This window comes from Streptomyces sp. ICC1, assembly GCF_003287935.1.
Classification (GTDB): domain Bacteria; phylum Actinomycetota; class Actinomycetes; order Streptomycetales; family Streptomycetaceae; genus Streptomyces; species Streptomyces tritrimontium.
Map to the genome: position 1 here is coordinate 4,334,819 of NZ_CP030287.1, position 15,786 is coordinate 4,350,604.

The 15,786-nt window shown below is 71.8% G+C and carries 11 protein-coding genes and 1 pseudogene; 6 read left to right on the forward strand and 6 right to left on the reverse strand.

Features of this window, described 5'->3' with window-relative positions:
• Positions 1-120 precede the first annotated feature (120 nt).
• From whiA to DRB96_RS20450, 5 genes and pseudogenes are all read right to left on the reverse strand, one after another.
• Positions 121-1,122 carry a DNA-binding protein WhiA gene (gene whiA / locus DRB96_RS20430; protein ID WP_112449750.1) on the reverse strand — a complete coding sequence of 334 codons (1,002 nt, stop codon included), beginning with the start codon at positions 1,120-1,122 and terminating at the stop codon, positions 121-123.
• Positions 1,113-2,180 (reverse strand): uridine diphosphate-N-acetylglucosamine-binding protein YvcK, encoded by a 1,068-nt coding sequence (yvcK, locus tag DRB96_RS20435; protein WP_112449751.1) that lies wholly within the window; start codon positions 2,178-2,180, stop codon positions 1,113-1,115. The genes whiA and yvcK overlap by 10 nt, the downstream gene beginning before the upstream one ends.
• Entirely contained in the window at positions 2,177-3,148 is a 972-nt protein-coding gene (rapZ, locus tag DRB96_RS20440; protein WP_112449752.1) for an RNase adapter RapZ, read from the reverse strand. Before rapZ ends, yvcK begins: the two co-directional genes overlap by 4 nt.
• Complete coding sequence (gene uvrC, locus DRB96_RS20445) at positions 3,145-5,172, reverse strand: excinuclease ABC subunit UvrC (protein WP_112449753.1); 2,028 nt, start codon at positions 5,170-5,172, stop codon at positions 3,145-3,147. Before uvrC ends, rapZ begins: the two co-directional genes overlap by 4 nt.
• A 201-nt stretch (positions 5,173-5,373) precedes the next feature.
• Positions 5,374-6,240 (reverse strand): annotated as a pseudogene (locus tag DRB96_RS20450) (lytic transglycosylase domain-containing protein); the annotation flags it as partial.
• A gap of 185 nt (positions 6,241-6,425) precedes the next feature.
• On the opposite strand from DRB96_RS20450, the gene DRB96_RS20455 reads away from it, so the two are divergent.
• Entirely contained in the window at positions 6,426-7,316 is an 891-nt protein-coding gene (locus DRB96_RS20455; protein ID WP_112449754.1) for a DUF4184 family protein, read from the forward strand.
• Positions 7,317-7,354: 38 nt separating this feature from the next.
• Here the strand turns inward: DRB96_RS20455 and polA are convergent, their stop codons facing one another.
• Complete coding sequence (gene polA / locus DRB96_RS20460; protein ID WP_112449755.1) at positions 7,355-10,078, reverse strand: DNA polymerase I; 2,724 nt, start codon at positions 10,076-10,078, stop codon at positions 7,355-7,357.
• Positions 10,079-10,219: 141 nt separating this feature from the next.
• Here polA and DRB96_RS20465 point away from each other — a divergent pair, with 141 nt between their 5' ends.
• From DRB96_RS20465 to DRB96_RS20480, 5 genes are all read left to right on the forward strand, one after another.
• Positions 10,220-12,508 (forward strand): FdhF/YdeP family oxidoreductase, encoded by a 2,289-nt coding sequence (locus tag DRB96_RS20465; protein WP_112453591.1) that lies wholly within the window; start codon positions 10,220-10,222, stop codon positions 12,506-12,508.
• 63 nt (positions 12,509-12,571) lie between these two features.
• A complete protein-coding gene (locus tag DRB96_RS20470) occupies positions 12,572-13,060 on the forward strand; it encodes a hotdog fold thioesterase (protein ID WP_112449756.1) in 489 nt (162 codons plus the stop codon).
• Positions 13,061-13,098: 38 nt separating this feature from the next.
• On the forward strand, positions 13,099-13,515 hold the full coding sequence (locus DRB96_RS43100) for a hypothetical protein (protein ID WP_162689082.1): 417 nt from the start codon (positions 13,099-13,101) through the stop codon (positions 13,513-13,515).
• Complete coding sequence (locus DRB96_RS43105) at positions 13,512-14,147, forward strand: Tat pathway signal sequence domain protein (protein WP_112463460.1); 636 nt, start codon at positions 13,512-13,514, stop codon at positions 14,145-14,147. Before DRB96_RS43100 ends, DRB96_RS43105 begins: the two co-directional genes overlap by 4 nt.
• A gap of 301 nt (positions 14,148-14,448) precedes the next feature.
• Entirely contained in the window at positions 14,449-15,681 is a 1,233-nt protein-coding gene (locus DRB96_RS20480; protein ID WP_112449757.1) for a branched-chain amino acid ABC transporter substrate-binding protein, read from the forward strand.
• Positions 15,682-15,786 lie beyond the last annotated feature (105 nt).

Sequence of the window (15,786 nt, forward strand, 5' to 3'; positions counted from 1 at the left end):
ACGACCAGCCCATGCTCATGTCAATGGGGCCTACGGAAAGAGGCCCGCACGAGTGATCGCGCGGACCCCTTCCGGAGTCATCGATTCCGCCAGTCGGCCGCCATCCGGCCCGGGGCGGTCTTAGCCGGCCATGTTGTCGGCCAGCTCCTCGCTGTCGCTGAGGTCCAGGTTCGACTCGGTGCCGGGGATCCCCAGGTCCTGCGCCCGCTTGTCCGCCATCGCCAGCAGGCGGCGGATCCGGCCCGCGACCGCGTCCTTGGTCAGCGGCGGGTCGGCGAGCGCGCCCAGCTCCTCCAGGGAGGCCTGCTTGTGCTCCATGCGCAGCCGGCCGGCCGCCGCCAGGTGCTCGGGGACCTCCTCGGCGAGGATCTCCAGGGCGCGCTGCACCCGGGCCCCGGCGGCCACCGCGGCCCGTGCCGAGCGGCGCAGGTTGGCGTCGTCGAAGTTCGCGAGGCGGTTGGCGGTGGCGCGCACCTCGCGCCGCATCCGCCGCTCCTCCCAGGCCAGCACCGAGTCGTGGGCGCCGAGCCGGGTCAGCAGGGCGCCGATGGCGTCCCCGTCCCGTACGACGACCCGGTCCACGCCGCGTACCTCGCGGGCCTTGGCGGCGATCGAGAGCCGGCGGGCGGCGCCGACGAGGGCCAGCGCGGCCTCCGGACCGGGGCAGGTGACCTCCAGCGAGGAGGACCGCCCCGGCTCGGTGAGCGAGCCGTGGGCCAGGAAGGCCCCGCGCCAGGCCGCCTCGGCGTCGCAGGTGGCCCCGGAGACCACCTGCGGGGGAAGACCCCGGATCGGGCGGCCGCGGCCGTCCACCAGGCCGGTCTGGCGGGCCAGCTGGTCACCGCCGGCGACCACGCGGACCACGTACCGGTTGCCCCGGCGCAGGCCGCCGGGGGCCATGATCACCAGGTCCGAGGAGTGGCCGAAGATCTCCAGGATGTCCTTGCGCAGGCGGCGGGCCGCGATTCCCGCGTCCAGTTCCGCCTCGATGACGATCCGGCCGCTCACCAGGTGCAACCCGCCCGCGAACCGAAGGATCGCCGAGACCTCCGCCTTCCTGCAGCAGGTGCGGGTGACGGGCAGGCGGGCGATCTCATCCTTCACCGCGGGCGTCATCGCCATGGGCCGATCCTTCCATGCATCCGAAAAATACGGTCGTACGCGGCGGCGAGCAGCTCCGGATCATGCTTCGGAGAGCCGTCTTTCCTGGCAACCGGCGCCAGCTCGACCGCGGCGCCGAACCGTTTTGCGGCATCGGCGAGGGACTCGCGGTCGGGCACGGCGGCCTGATCGGCCAGCACCACGTCCAGGGCGAGTTTAGGGGCGTGTCGGGCCAAAACCTCCAAATGACGCTGCGGAGAGAAGCCCTCTGTTTCGCCGGGTTGCGGAGCGAGGTTCAGCGAGAGGACCTTCCGGGCCTTCGTCTCGACCAGCGCGTCGAGCAGTTCCGGCACCAGCAGGTGCGGGATCACGGAGGAGAACCAGGAGCCCGGACCGAGCACCACCCAGTCCGCGTCGAGCACCGCCGCGACCGCTTCGGGCACCGCCGGCGGGTCGGCCGGCACCACCTGTACGGAGAGCACCTCGCCGGGGGTCAGCGCCACCGTGGCCTGTCCCCGCACGGTGTCCACGTCGTCGGGTCTGGCCGGATCGTGGCCCTTGACCAGGGCCTGGAGCTCGAGCGGGACCGCCGACATCGGCAGCACCCGGCCGTGGGCGCCCAGCAGCTTGCCGACCAGGTCCAGGGCCTGGACCGGATCGCCGAGCTGCTCCCACAGGGCGACGATCAGCAGATTGCCCACGGCGTGCTCGTGCAGGGCGCCCTGGGACTGGAAGCGGTGCTGGATGACCCGCGCCCAGGTCTGGCCCCAGTCGTCGTCCCCGCACAGCGCGGCCAGCGCCTTGCGCAGGTCGCCGGGCGGCAGCACGCCCAGCTCCTCGCGCAGGCGTCCGCTGGAGCCGCCGTCGTCGGCGACGGTGACGACGGCGGTGAGGTCGCCGGTGATCCGGCGCAGGGCGGTCAGCGAGGCCGACAGGCCCCTGCCGCCGCCGAGCGCCACGACCTTGGGCGCGACGACCTTGGGGGCCTCGCCGCGGCGCAGGCCCGTGCGGCCGCCGACTTCGTCCTTGCCGGAGGTGAGCCGGCGCAGTCGACGGAGCCGCAGCGTGCGTCCGGTCACTCGCGCCCCATGTCCCTGTGGACGACGACGGTCTCGACTCCCTCGGAGGCGAGGCGGGCGGCGAGCTTCTCGGACATCGCGACGCTGCGGTGCTTGCCGCCGGTGCAGCCGACCGCGATGGTCACGTACCGCTTGCCCTCGCGGCGGTAGCCGGCGGCGATGAGCTGGAGCAGCTCGGTGTAGCGGTCGAGGAACTCCTTGGCCCCGGGCTGGCTGAAGACGTAGGCCGAGACCTCCTCGTTGAGCCCGGTGAAGGGGCGCAGCTCCGGGACCCAGTGCGGGTTGGGGATGAAGCGGCAGTCGACGACGAGGTCCGCGTCGACGGGAAGGCCGTACTTGTAGCCGAAGGACATGACGGTGGCCCGCAGCTCGGGCTCCTCGTCGCCCGCGAACTGGGCGTCCATCTTGGCGCGCAGTTCGTGCACGTTCAGGCTGGAGGTGTCGATGACCAGGTCGGCGTCGCCGCGCAGCTCGCGCAGCAGGTCGCGCTCGGCGGCGATGCCGTCGACGATGCGGCCGTCGCCCTGCAGCGGGTGCGGACGGCGGACCGACTCGAAGCGGCGTACGAGGGCGTCGTCCGAGGACTCCAGGAAGACGATCCGCCGGGTGACCCCGCGGCTCTCGAGGTCGGCGAGGGACTCGCGCAGGGCGTCGAAGAACTGGCGGCCGCGGACGTCGACGACGACGGCGATGCGCGCCACGTTGCCCTGCGAGCGGGCGCCCAGTTCCACCATGGTGGTGATGAGCGCCGGCGGGAGGTTGTCGACGACGAACCAGCCGAGGTCCTCCAGGCACTTGGCCGCCGTACTGCGGCCGGCCCCGGACATTCCGGAGATGATCACCAGCTCGGGGATGGCCGCCTCGGCGGTATCTCCGGGCTCCACTGTCGTGCCCGTACTCACCTGTGCTCCGTCTCGGTCGTACTCGGATGCGGAATCGTGCTCGGATGCGGAATCGTGCTCGGTCATTGCTCGGTCCCCCGTTCGGATGCCGTTCCCGCTGGTGCGGGGATCTCATCCTCAATGATCTCCCCGGTCGCCGTGTTGACGGCGGGACCGGCGGGAACCGCCTGGGCGAGGGCCACGGCCACGGTCTCGGCCGTCTTGCGGCCTATGCCCGGGACCTCGCAGATCTGGTCGATTGTCGCCTGCCGGAGCTTCTTCATCGAACCGAAGTGCTTGAGCAGGGCCAGCTTGCGGCTCTCGCCGAGCCCGGCCACCTCGTCGAGCGGGCCGGACTTCAGGCGCTTGCCGCGCTTGTTGCGCTGGTACTGGATGGCGAAGCGGTGGGCCTCGTCGCGCACCCGCTGGAGCAGGTACAGGCCCTCGCTGGTGCGGGGCAGCACCACCGGGTCGTCCTCCCCCGGCAGCCAGACCTCCTCGAGGCGCTTGGCCAGGCCGCACACGGCGACGTCGTCGATGCCGAGCTCGTCCAGCGCCCGCTTGGCGGCGGCCACCTGCGGCTGCCCGCCGTCGACCACGACGAGCTGCGGCGGGTAGGCGAAGCGCTTGGGCCGCCCGTCGTCCTCGGCCGGGGCCGGCTGCCCGCCCTCGGCGTCCTCGGCGTCCTCGGGGGACCACTCCCCCGTCTTCAGCTTCTCCTGGAGGTAGCGGCGGAAGCGCCGCGAGACCACCTCGTGCATGGAGCGGACGTCGTCCTGCCCCTCGAAGGATTTGATCTGGAAGCGCCGGTACTCGCCCTTGCGGGCCAGTCCGTCCTCGAAGACGACCATCGAGGCCACCACGTCGTCGCCCTGCAGGTGCGAGATGTCGAAGCACTCGATGCGCAGCGGCGCGCCGTCCAGCTCCAGCGCCTCGGCGATCTCCTCCAGGGCCCGCGAGCGGGTGGTGAGGTCGCCGGCGCGCTTGGTCTTGTGCAGGGCGAGGGACTGCTGGGCGTTGCGGTGGACGGTCTCCATCAGCGCCTTCTTGTCCCCGCGCTGCGGGATGCGCAGGCTGACGAGGGAGCCGCGCCGCTCGGCGAGCCACAGCGCGAGCGCGGGGGCGTCCTCGGGGAGCGCCGGGACCAGCACCTCCTTGGGCACGGCCTCGCCCTTCTCCTCCCCGTACAACTGCTGCAGGGCGTGCTCGACGAGCCCGGCCGTGTCGACGGCCTCGACCTTGTCGGTGACCCAGCCGCGCTGGCCGCGGACCCGGCCGCCGCGCACGTGGAAGATCTGCACGGCGGCTTCGAGCTCGTCCTCGGCGACCGCGATCAGGTCGGCGTCGGTGGCGTCGGCGAGCACGACCGCGTTCTTCTCCATCGCCCGGCGCAGGGCCCCTATGTCATCGCGCAGCCGCGCTGCCTTCTCGTACTCCATCTCCTCGGCGGCCTCGTGCATCTCGCGTTCGAGGCGGGAGAGGTAGGTGCCGGTGCGGCCGGCCATGAAGTCGCAGAAGTCCTCGGCCAGTTCGCGGTGCTCGTCGGGGGTGACCCGGCCGACGCAGGGCGCGGAGCACTTGCCGATGTAGCCGAGCAGGCAGGGGCGGCCGATCTGGGCGGAGCGCTTGAACACCCCGGCGGAGCAGGTGCGGACGGGGAAGACCCGGAGCATCAGGTCGACGGTCTCGCGGATGGCCCAGGCGTGCCCGTAGGGGCCGAAGTAGCGGACGCCCTTCTTCTTGGGGCCGCGCATGACCTGGACCCTCGGGTAGTCCTCGTTCATGGTGACGGCGAGGGAGGGGTAGCTCTTGTCGTCCCGGTACTTGACGTTGAACCGGGGGTCGAACTCCTTGATCCAGGAGTACTCGAGCTGCAGCGCCTCGACCTCGGTGGAGACGATGGTCCACTCGACGGAGGCGGCCGTGGTCACCATGGTGGCGGTACGGGGGTGCAGCCCGGCGATGTCCTGGAAGTAGCTGGCCAGCCGCTGGCGCAGGCTCTTGGCCTTCCCGACGTAGATCACCCGGCGGTGCTCGTCGCGGAATTTGTAGACCCCCGGGGAGTCGGGGATCTGTCCCGGCTCGGGACGGTAGCTGGAAGGGTCGGCCATGCCAGCCACCCTACTGTCGCCCGCCGACAACCGGGCCGTTCCCCCTCCCGCGGCGCGGGGGCGGGGGCGGCGCCGGCCGCGGGGGCGCTGCCACCGACGTCTCCAGAGGGTCGCTCGTGGGCCGCGTCAGATGTGTATAGGCTGCGGCCCCCGTACCGGCCCCCCGACCGGAAGCCGGACCGCCACCACCGTGCCGCCGCTGCCGGCTCCGTCCGGGACCTCGTGCGTCCCCTTCAGGTAGTACGTGAACCACGACCGGACCGTCCGCAGGTACGCCGAGGACTGGTTGTACGACAGCACCGCCCGGTCCAGGTCCGCGTCCACCCGCAGGTCCCGCGTGCCGGCGCACAGGTAGCGGCCCGCGGCGAGCGCGGCGTCGTACACGTTGTTGGGGTCGCGCTTTCCGTCGCCGTTGCCGTCCTGGCCCCACGCGGCCCACGTGGACGGGATGAACTGCATCGGCCCGACCGCCCGGTCGTGGCGGGCGTCCCCGTCGTACGCGCCGCCGTCCGTGTCCGAGATGTTCGCGAAGCCGTTGCCGTCGAGCACGGGACCCAGGATCGGCCGCAGCGTCGTACCGGCGGCGTCGACCCGCCCCCCGCGCGCCTGTCCGGACTCGACCTTGCCGATCGCCGCGAGGAGCTGCCAGCGCAGGCCGCATCCGGGGTCGCGTTCGCCGACCGCCTGCTCCGCGCGCCGGTACGCGGCGAGCACGCTCGCCGGTATCCCCTGCGCCCCCTCCGCCCCGCCCATGGCCACGGGTTCGTTGGCGTTGGACCGCGCGTCCGCCGCCGCGCCCTGCGCGGGCGGCGGCGCCGATCCGTCCTCGGAGAGCAGCACGGCCGGCGGCTCGGGGCTCACGAGCGGCGGGAGGGCGGTGAAGTAGGAGGTGTCCCCGGCGGATCCGTCCGCGGCGGGATCCGGTGCGGCGCCCTCGTCCGCCGCGGCCACCGCCGTACGGTGGCCGGCGGCCGGCCCCTGCGAGGCGGTCAACGCGGCGGCCGCCAGGGCGGAGACCAGCACGGCGGCCCCGCCCTTGCGCAGCACCCGCCCGAACCGGCCCGGTATCCGCGCCGTCATCCGAAAGCGAGCCGCCATGAGCCGGCCCCCTCCCCCTCGACGTCCGCGTGACCCTACGTCAACTCGCTGCGCGGGGCACGCATCGCGGGTGGGAATTCACGACATCCCCACGCCTCGCGCAGGTCACTCATACTGGACGAACTGATCAAACAGTCCAGTCGAGTCGAGGTGTCATGCCGTTCACTCTCAGCCACGCGGCCGCCGTGCTTCCGGGCCTCCGCAGGACCGGGCGTGCGCGCGGCCCCCTCGTCGCCTCCGCCCTGGTCCTCGGGTCGTTCGCCCCGGACACCTTCTACTTCGCGGACACGATCGTCTCGGGGCTCAGGCCGTACGGCACCTTCACGCACTCCCTGGCAGGCGTCGTGACGGCCGACGCGGTGCTGACGGCCGTCCTCGCGGCGTGCTGGCTGCTGCTGCGCGAACCCCTGATCGCGCTCCTGCCGCGCGGCCGGCGGGGCCGGGTGCACGCCTTCGTCCGGGGCGAGGAGTGGCGCGGGCGCCGACTGCCCGCGCTGGCCCTGTGGTTCTACCTCTCGGCGGTCGCCGGATCCCTCACGCACGTGGTGTGGGACAGTTTCACGCACATCGACCGCTTCGGGACGCGCACGCTCCCGGAGCTGGGCGAACCGCTCGCCTTCGGCCTGCCGCTCTACTCGTACCTGCAGTACGGAACTTCGGCGCTCGCGGCGTGCGCGCTGCTGTGGTTCACGGCGACCGCGCTGCGCCGGCTGCCGGACTCGCCGGCCCCCGCGTCCGTCCCGGTCCTCGGCCGGGCCGAGGTGTGGGGGGCGCTCGCCCTGGTCCTGGTGTGCGTGGCGGTCGGGGTCACGATGCGCGTGCTGCGCTTCTTCACCTTCTTCGACCGGATCCGCACGCCGCTCGACATCATCCCGACCGTCTGCTTCGGCGCGGGCGGCGGCCTCGCCGTGGCCCTGCTGCTGTACGGGGTCCTCGTGCGCCTGCGCCACCGGCGGGGCCCCGGCCTCCCGGACGAGGCCGGGAACACGGCCGGGAACACGGCCGAGGACAAGGACGAGGAGACGCGAACGCCCGTCCCCGCTTAGGCGGGGACGGGCGCTGCCCGGACCGAACGGCGCGGGGATCAGTGCGCGGCGGACTCCCAGTCGGGGCCGACGCCCACGGACACGTCCAGCGGGGCCCGCAGGTCGACGGCGGCGGCCATCTCGCGGCGCACCAGCTCCTCCACCTTCTCGCGCTCGCCGGGGGCGATCTCCAGCACGATTTCGTCGTGGACCTGGAGCAGCATCCGCGACTTCAGGCCGGCCCCGGCGACCGCCTTGTCCACCCGCAGCATCGCGACCTTGACGATGTCGGCGGCGGTGCCCTGGATCGGCGCGTTCAGCGCCATCCGCTCGGCGGCCTCGCGGCGCTGACGGTTGTCGCTGTTGAGGTCCGGCAGGTAGCGGCGGCGACCGAGGATCGTCGCCGTGTAGCCGGTGGCGCGGGCTTCCTCGACGACGCGGCCCAGATAGTCCCGGACCCCGCCGAACCGCTCGAAGAACGTCTCCATCAGGCCGCGGGCCTCGCCGGGCTCGATGTTCAGCTGCTGGGCGAGGCCGAAGGCGGAGAGCCCGTACGCCAGGCCGTAGGACATGGCCTTGATCTTGCGCCGCATCTCGGCATCGACCGCGGACCGCTCGACCCCGAACACCTGGGAGGCGACCGTGGTGTGCAGGTCCTCGCCGGACAGGAACGCTTCGAGCAGGCCCTCGTCCTCGGAGAGGTGCGCCATGACGCGCAGCTCGATCTGGCTGTAGTCGGCGGTCATGAGGGACTCGAAGCCCTCGCCGACGACGAAGCCGCGGCGGATGGCCCGGCCCTCGTCGGTGCGCACCGGCACGTTCTGCAGATTGGGGTCGGTGGAGGACAGCCGGCCGGTCGCGGCGACGGTCTGGCTGAAGCTGGTGTGCACCCGGCCGTCGGCGGCGACCGTCTTGACCAGGCCCTCGACGGTCACGCGCAGTTTGGCCTGCTCCCGGTGACGGAGCATGATCACGGGCAGTTCGTGGTCGGTCTGCGTGGCCAGCCAGGCCAGCGCGTCGGCGTCCGTGGTGTAGCCGGTCTTGGTCTTCTTCGTCTTCGGCAGGTCCAGCTCGCCGAAGAACACCTCCTGGAGCTGCTTGGGCGAGCCGAGGTTGAACTCGTGGCCCACCGCCGCGTGCGCCTCCTTGACCGCCTGCTGCACGGCCGCGGCGAACTGCTGCTCCATCGCCTCGAGGTGGCCCTGGTCGGCGGCGATGCCCGCCCGCTCCATCCGCGCCAGCAGCTCGGAGGTGGGCAGCTCCATGTCGTGGAGCAGCTCGGTTGCGCCCACCTCGGGCAGCTTGACCGCGAAGGCGTCGCCGAGGTCCAGGACGGCGCGGGCCTGCGCCATCAGGGCCTCCGCCTCGGCGGTGTCGTCGGCGCCGAAGGCGAGCTGCCCGTCGGCGGCGGCGGGCGCCAGCTCCCGGTGCAGGTACTCCTGGGACAGCACGTCCAGCGCGAAGGAGCGCCGGCCCGGCTTGACCAGGTAGGCGGCGAGCGCGGTGTCCATGGCGACCCCGGCCAGGGTCCAGCCGTGCTCGGGGAAGACGCGCATCAGGCCCTTGGCGTTGTGCACGACCTTGGGCTTGGAGGCGTCGGCGGCCCACGCGGCGAAGGCCCGGTCGTCGGCCTCGTCCAGCGCGGACGGCTCGAACCAGGCGGCGGCTCCCCCGGCCGAGGCCAGCGCGATCTCGGAGACGTTGCCGCTGCCCAGCGCCCAGCTGTCGACGGTGGAGATGCCGAGCGGGGCGCCCGCGTGGGCCTCCAGCCACGGCGCGAGCTCGCCGGCGCCGAGCACGGAACCGTCCAGCTCGACGGCGGCCGCCGCCGGGGCCGGGGCCTGCTCCTCGGCCGCGCCCGGGTCGACGGCGAGCAGTCGCTCGCGCAGCGAGGCGTTGCGGATCTCCAGTACGTCCAGGACGCCGAGCATCGCCGAGCGGTCGTAGGCGACGCGGGCCAGGTCGGCCGGGGTCTTGGGCAGGGCCACGTCCTTGACCATCTCGGTCAGGACCCGGTTGAGCTTCACGGCGTCCAGGTGGTCGCGGAAGTTCTGCCCGGCCTTGCCCTTGACCTCCTCGGCGCGCTCCACGAGCTCCGCGAACGACCCGAACTGGGTGATCCACTTGGCGGCGGTCTTCTCGCCGACGCCCGGGATGCCGGGGAGGTTGTCGGACGGGTCCCCGCGCAGCGCCGCGAAGTCCGGGTACTGCTGGGGGGTGAGCCCGTACTTCTCCTCGACCTTCTCCGGGGTGAAGCGGGTCAGCTCGGAGACGCCCTTGGTCGGGTAGAGCACGGTGGTGTGCTCGGAGACCAGCTGGAAGGAGTCCCGGTCGCCGGTGACGATCAGCACGTCGAACCCGAGGGCCTCGGCCTGCGTGGCCAGCGTCGCGATCACGTCATCGGCCTCGAAGCCGTCGACCGCGAACCGCGGCACGTTCATCGTGTCGAGGAGCTCGCCGATCAGTTCGACCTGCCCCTTGAACTCGTCGGGGGTCTTGGAGCGGTTCGCCTTGTACTCCGGGAACTCCGCCGAGCGCCACGTCTTGCGGGAGACGTCGAACGCCACCGCGAAGTGCGTGGGCGCCTCGTCGCGCAGCGTGTTCGCCAGCATCGACGCGAACCCGTAGATGGCGTTGGTCGGCTGCCCCGTCGCGGTCGTGAAATTCTCCGCGGGTAGCGCGAAGAACGCCCGGTACGCCAGGGAGTGCCCGTCCATGAGCATCAGGCGGGGGCGGTCCGCTGCGGTCGGCTGGTCGGTCTTCTTCGATGCTGAATCTGCCACGCCCCCGATCCTAGGCGGCCGCGGTGACAATTCCGGCGACGGCGATGTCCGGGGGCCGTGACAGGATCGAGGTGTATCCGCGTTTTCGTGCAGCACTGCCGCTGCGACGCGGGACTGCTCGACTGCTCGAAGGGGAGCGACATGGCGACCAAGCCGCCCGTAGGGGATCCCGTACAGGACGCACCCCAGGTGACGCCCCCCCAGCACGCGGCCGCGGGCCTGCCCGCCATCGTCCACACCATGAAGGTCGCGCAGCAGCAGATGGGCCTGGCCCGCACGGCCCGCACCCTCCTCAAGGTCAACCAGAAGGACGGCTTCGACTGCCCCGGCTGCGCCTGGCCCGAGGGCGACAAGCGGCACACCGCCGAATTCTGCGAGAACGGCGCCAAGGCCGTCGCGGAGGAGGCCACGCTGCGCCGGGTCACCCCCGCGTTCTTCGCCGCGCACCCGCTCGCCGATCTCGCCGCCCGCTCCGGCTACTGGCTGGGCCAGCAGGGCCGGATCACCGAGCCGATGTACCTGCCGCCGGGCGGCGACCGGTACGAGGCCGTGAGCTGGGAGCGGGCCTTCGAGATCATCGCGCAGGAGCTGGGGGCGCTCGGCTCCCCGGACGAGGCCCTCTTCTACACCTCGGGCCGCACCAGCAACGAGGCGGCCTTCCTCTTCCAGCTCTTCGTCCGCGAGTTCGGCACCAACAACCTCCCCGACTGCTCGAACATGTGCCACGAGTCCTCGGGCTCCGCGCTGAACGAGACGATCGGCATCGGCAAGGGCAGCGTCTCCCTCGAAGACCTCCACCAGGCCGACCTGATCATCGTCGCCGGCCAGAACCCGGGCACCAACCACCCGCGCATGCTGACCGCGCTGGAACAGGCCAAATCCGCCGGCGCGAAGATCATCTCGGTGAATCCGCTGCCCGAGGCCGGCATGGAGCGGTTCAAGAACCCGCAGAACCCCTTCGGCATGCTCAAGGGCACCCCCCTCAACGACCTCTTCCTCCAGATCCGCATCGGCGGCGACCAGGCCCTCTTCCGCCTCCTGAACAAGCTCGTCCTGGAGGCCGACGGCGCCACCGACGAGGAGTTCATCCGCGAGCACACCCACGGGTACGAGGAATTCGCGGCCGCCGCCAAGGAAGCCGACTGGGCCGAGACCCTCACCGCCACCGGCCTGACCCGCCCCGAGATCGAGCGCGCCCTGGCCATGGTCCTGGCCTCGAAGCGCACCATCGTCTGCTGGGCCATGGGCCTGACCCAGCACAAGCACTCCGTCGCCACCATCCGCGAAGTGGTCAACCTGCTGCTCCTGCGCGGCGACATCGGCCGCCCCGGCGCCGGCGTCTGCCCCGTGCGCGGCCACTCCAACGTCCAGGGCGACCGCACCATGGGCATCTTCGAACGCCCCGCGCCCGCCTTCCTCGACGCCCTCGACAAGGAATTCGGCATCACCTCGCCCCGCGCGCACGGCTTCGACGTCGTCCGCTCCATCGAGGCCCTGCGCGACGGCGAGGCCAAGGTGCTCTTCGCCATGGGCGGCAACTTCGTCGGCGCCACCCCCGACACCGAGGTCACCGAGGCCGCGATCCGCCGCGCCTCCCTGACCGTGCACGTCTCCACCAAGCTCAACCGCTCCCACGCGGTCACCGGCCGGCGCGCCCTGATCCTGCCCACCCTCGGCCGCACCGACAAGGACCTCCAGGCCGCCGCCCCCGGCAAAAAGGGCACAGCGCGGTTCGTCACCGTCGAGGACTCCATGGGCATGGTCCACGCCTCCCGCGGCAACCTCGCCCCCGCCTCCCCCCACCTGCTCTCCGAACCCGCGATCGTGGCCCGCATGGCCCGCGCCGTCCTCGGCGAGGCCTCCACGACCCCCTGGGAGGAGTTCGAGCGGGACTACGCCGCCATCCGCGACCGGATCTCCCGCGTCGTCCCCGGCTTCGAGGACTTCAACACCCGCATCGCCCACCCGGGCGGCTTCCGGCTGCCACACGCCCCGCGCGACGAACGCCGCTTCCCCACCAAGACCGGCAAGGCCAACTTCACCGCCGCCCCCGTGGAGTACCCGCGCGTCCCCGCGGGCCGCCTCCTGCTGCAGACCCTGCGCAGCCACGACCAGTACAACACCACCATCTACGGCCTCGACGACCGCTACCGCGGCATCACCGGCGGCCGCCGCATCGTCATGGTCAACCCCCAGGACGCCGCCGAGCTCGGCCTCGCCGACGGCTCCTACACCGACCTCGTCGGCGAATGGCACGACGGCGTAGAGCGGCGCGCCCCCGGCTTCCGCGTCGTGCACTACCCGACCGCCCGCGGCTGCGCCGCCGCCTACTACCCCGAGACCAACGTCCTCGTACCGCTCGACTCCACCGCCGACACCAGCAATACCCCGGCGAGCAAGTCCGTCGTCGTGCGCTTCGAGCCGGCCTGATAGAACGCCCCTAGTACAAGCAGGACAAGATGGTTAACGAACGTTGACGAACGGAGTCGGCCCATGGGCGAGCAGCAGGGCGAGCAGCACGCGGTGAAGTTCCCGCAGGAGGTCCTCGACGAGTACACGGCCCTGGGCATCGACCTGCCCTCGCTCTTCTCGGCGGGCGACCTCGGCAAGCGGATGGACATCCGGATCCTCGAAGCGTCCGCCGAGCGCGTCGTCGCCACCATGCCCGTCGAGGGCAACACCCAGCCGTACGGACTCCTGCACGGCGGAGCCTCCGCCGTCCTCGCCGAGACCATCGGCTCGGTCGGCGCGATGATGCACGGCGGCAGCACCAAGATCGCCGTCGGCGTCGACCTGAACTGCACCCACCACCGCGGCGCACGGTCCGGCCTGGTCACCGGCGTCGCCTCCCCCGTACACCGGGGCCGCACCACCGCCACCTACGAGGTCGTCATCACCGACGAGCAGGACCGCCGGGTCTGCACCGCCCGCCTCACCTGCCTCCTGCGCGACCTGAACCCGCAACAGGACGGCAACAACTAGCCGTTGCCCTCACAGCGACGCCGGTCTAGCGTTCCCGCATGGGATCCGGACCGGCGCCGCGGCGCGCCTTGGCCGCGGCGGCGACGGCGGCGCTGCTGGCCGCCGCACCGCTCGGCTGCGCCCCCGGCGACCCCGCGGCCGGCCCCCCGCCCTCCGGGCCCGCCGAGACCCCCCGGCCCACCCCGCCCCAGCAGCTGTGCACCGACCTGATCACCCACTGGGCCGGCGTGATCCTCGGCGCCGGCGAGGGCGAGGACGCCGTCCGCCTCGACTACCAGGCCATGGGCCTGTCCGGCGGCCAGTACGAGATCCTCCGCGCCGTCCTCACCGACGCCCGCGCCGAACAGCGCGCCAAGGGCCCGGACGCCGCCCGCGAGCTCACCGCCCGGGAGGCGCTGCGCCGCTGCGCCGAGCGCCACCGCTCCGGCGTCCCGACCGGCGGTCCCTGGCAGTGAGCGCAGGCATCAGCCCGATCGAGCCCGGCGAGGGCACCGAGGCCCAGGAGGGCCCGCCGCAGGGACCCCGTACGCCCCCGGGCCCGCGGTGGGCCCGCGAGCTCTACGCGAGCCACCGGCGGGCCGTCCTGGCCACCGCGGCCCTGGCCTGCGCCTCGGCCGTGATCGCCACCGGCGCCGCGCTCTACGCCGCCCGACCGCGGCCCGCCCCGTACACGCCGCCCGCCCCCTCGCAGGTCTTCTCCCTCGTCTACGTCGATCCGGCCGGGCCGGCTCCCCCGGGCAGCGCCTTCGCCTTCACCGTGCGTGTGCGGACCGCGTCCGGGCCGGCCGTCACCCTGGAGCGGCTGACGCAGCCTTCGCGGGCGCTGACCGTCGAGATCGAGCCATCCCTTCCGGCCACCGTGGCGGCCGGTGAGACGCGCGACCTCGTCGTCCGCATTCAGGTGGCCGACTGCATGCATGTAGCACGGAATTCTGGACTCCCCCTCCTGGAAGTAACCCTGAGTAATGGATTCCAGAAAGAAGAGCACAGCTACATCCCCGGTGACCGATATGCCAGAGATCTTTCCACGGCTCTGACCAGGGCCTGTCCCGAGAAGCGAGACGAGGGCACCCCTCTGCCGTCATGACCAAAAGGGCCCAGAGTCCTGGCAGGACAGGACCCACATCACCAGACGGTCCTCACGCGTCTCACCATGCGGACAAGACGAACCGGCCGGAATTCCCCCGTTCCACCCCCAGAGATCCGTTATTTATTACGCCGTGGCATAACAAGAGAGTCACATCATTGGCCTCAGCCCTCCATAACGTCCTCAGACCCGCTTAGAGTCACGGCCAGTCACCGCGACCAGCCGGATTCCCATCAGTTCGGTTCCCCGCGTTCGACACGGTGCGTCCCACGGGGGACGCAGTGCCAGGAAAGGACTGATCGTGCGTCAGCGTTCTCTCATTGCCGTGACCGCCGCCCTCGCCGCGGGCGCCCTCACCCTCACCGCCTGCGGTTCGCGTGACGACAAGGCCGGCGGCACCGGCGACGGTGGCGAGACCACCGTCGTCATCGGCGTAGACGCCCCCCTGACCGGCGACCTCTCGGCCCTCGGCCTCGGCATCAAGAACTCCGCCGACCTCGCCGCCAAGCAGGCCAACGAGAAGAAGTACGTCAAGGGCGTCACCTTCAAGATCCAGGCCCTCGACGACCAGGCCCAGGCCTCCTCCGGCCAGCAGAACGCCACCAAGCTCGTCGCGGACAAGGAGGTCCTCGGAGTCGTCGGCCCGCTGAACTCCTCGGTCTCGGAGTCCATGCAGAAGGTCTTCGACGACGCCAAGCTCGCCCAGATCTCCCCCGCCAACACCAGCCCCTCCCTCACCCAGGGGCCGAAGTGGGCGACCGGCGACAAGGTCCGCACCTACAAGAGCTACTTCCGCACCGCCACCACGGACGCCGTCCAGGGCCCGTTCGCGGCGCAGTACCTCTTCAACAAGGCGGGCAAGAAGAAGGTCTTCATCATTGATGACAAGAAGACCTACGGCGCAGGCCTCGCCGGCACCTTCAAGGGCGAATTCACCAAGCTCGGCGGCCAGGTCGTCGGCGAAGGCCACATCGACCCGGAGAGCAAGGACTTCTCCGCCGTCGTGACCGAGGTCCGCAGCTCCGGCGCCGACGTCGTCTACTACGGCGGCGAGTACCCCGCGGCCGGCCCGCTCTCCAAGCAGATCAAGGCCTCCGGCACCGCCATCCCGCTCATCGGCGGCGACGGCATCTACGACAAGAAGTACGTCGAGCTCGCCGGCGCCGGCGCCGCGGGCGACCTCGCCACCTCGGTCGGCGCCCCCGTCGAGAGCCTGCCCTCCGCCAAGGAGTTCGTCGCCAACTACGCCAAGGCCGGATACAAGGAGCCCTTCGCCGCATACGGCGGCTACTCCTACGACTCCGCCTGGGCGATCATCGAGGCCGTCAAGGCCGCCGTCGACGGCAACAACGGCAAGCTCCCCGCCGACGCCCGCGCCAAGGTCCTCGCCGCAGTCCAGGGCGTCTCCTTCGACGGCGTGACCGGCAAGGTCTCCTTCGACGAGTTCGGTGACGCCACCAACAAGCAGCTCACCGTCTACAAGGTCGAGGGCAACGACTGGAAGTCCGTCGAGTCCGGCACCCTCGGGGGCTGAGCTCCACCAGTCACCAACCCGTAGCCGGTAGTCCGCTCGAACGGCCGGCCACGGGGCACCACCAACCTGCCGCGCGGGGCGCGCACAAAAAGCGCCCCGCGCGGA

Bases quoted from the DNA above. Each gene is read 5' to 3' on its own strand.
- uvrC (WP_112449753.1), bottom strand. From the start codon at position 5,172: ATGGCCGACCCTTCCAGCTACCGTCCCGAGCCGGGACAGATCCCCGAC.
- DRB96_RS20465 (WP_112453591.1), top strand. From the start codon at position 10,220: ATGGCGACCAAGCCGCCCGTAGGGGATCCCGTACAGGACGCACCCCAG.
- DRB96_RS43100 (WP_162689082.1), top strand. From the start codon at position 13,099: ATGGGATCCGGACCGGCGCCGCGGCGCGCCTTGGCCGCGGCGGCGACG.
- rapZ (WP_112449752.1), bottom strand. From the start codon at position 3,148: ATGACCGAGCACGATTCCGCATCCGAGCACGATTCCGCATCCGAGTAC.
- DRB96_RS20470 (WP_112449756.1), top strand. From the start codon at position 12,572: ATGGGCGAGCAGCAGGGCGAGCAGCACGCGGTGAAGTTCCCGCAGGAG.
- whiA (WP_112449750.1), bottom strand. From the start codon at position 1,122: ATGGCGATGACGCCCGCGGTGAAGGATGAGATCGCCCGCCTGCCCGTC.
- DRB96_RS20455 (WP_112449754.1), top strand. From the start codon at position 6,426: ATGCCGTTCACTCTCAGCCACGCGGCCGCCGTGCTTCCGGGCCTCCGC.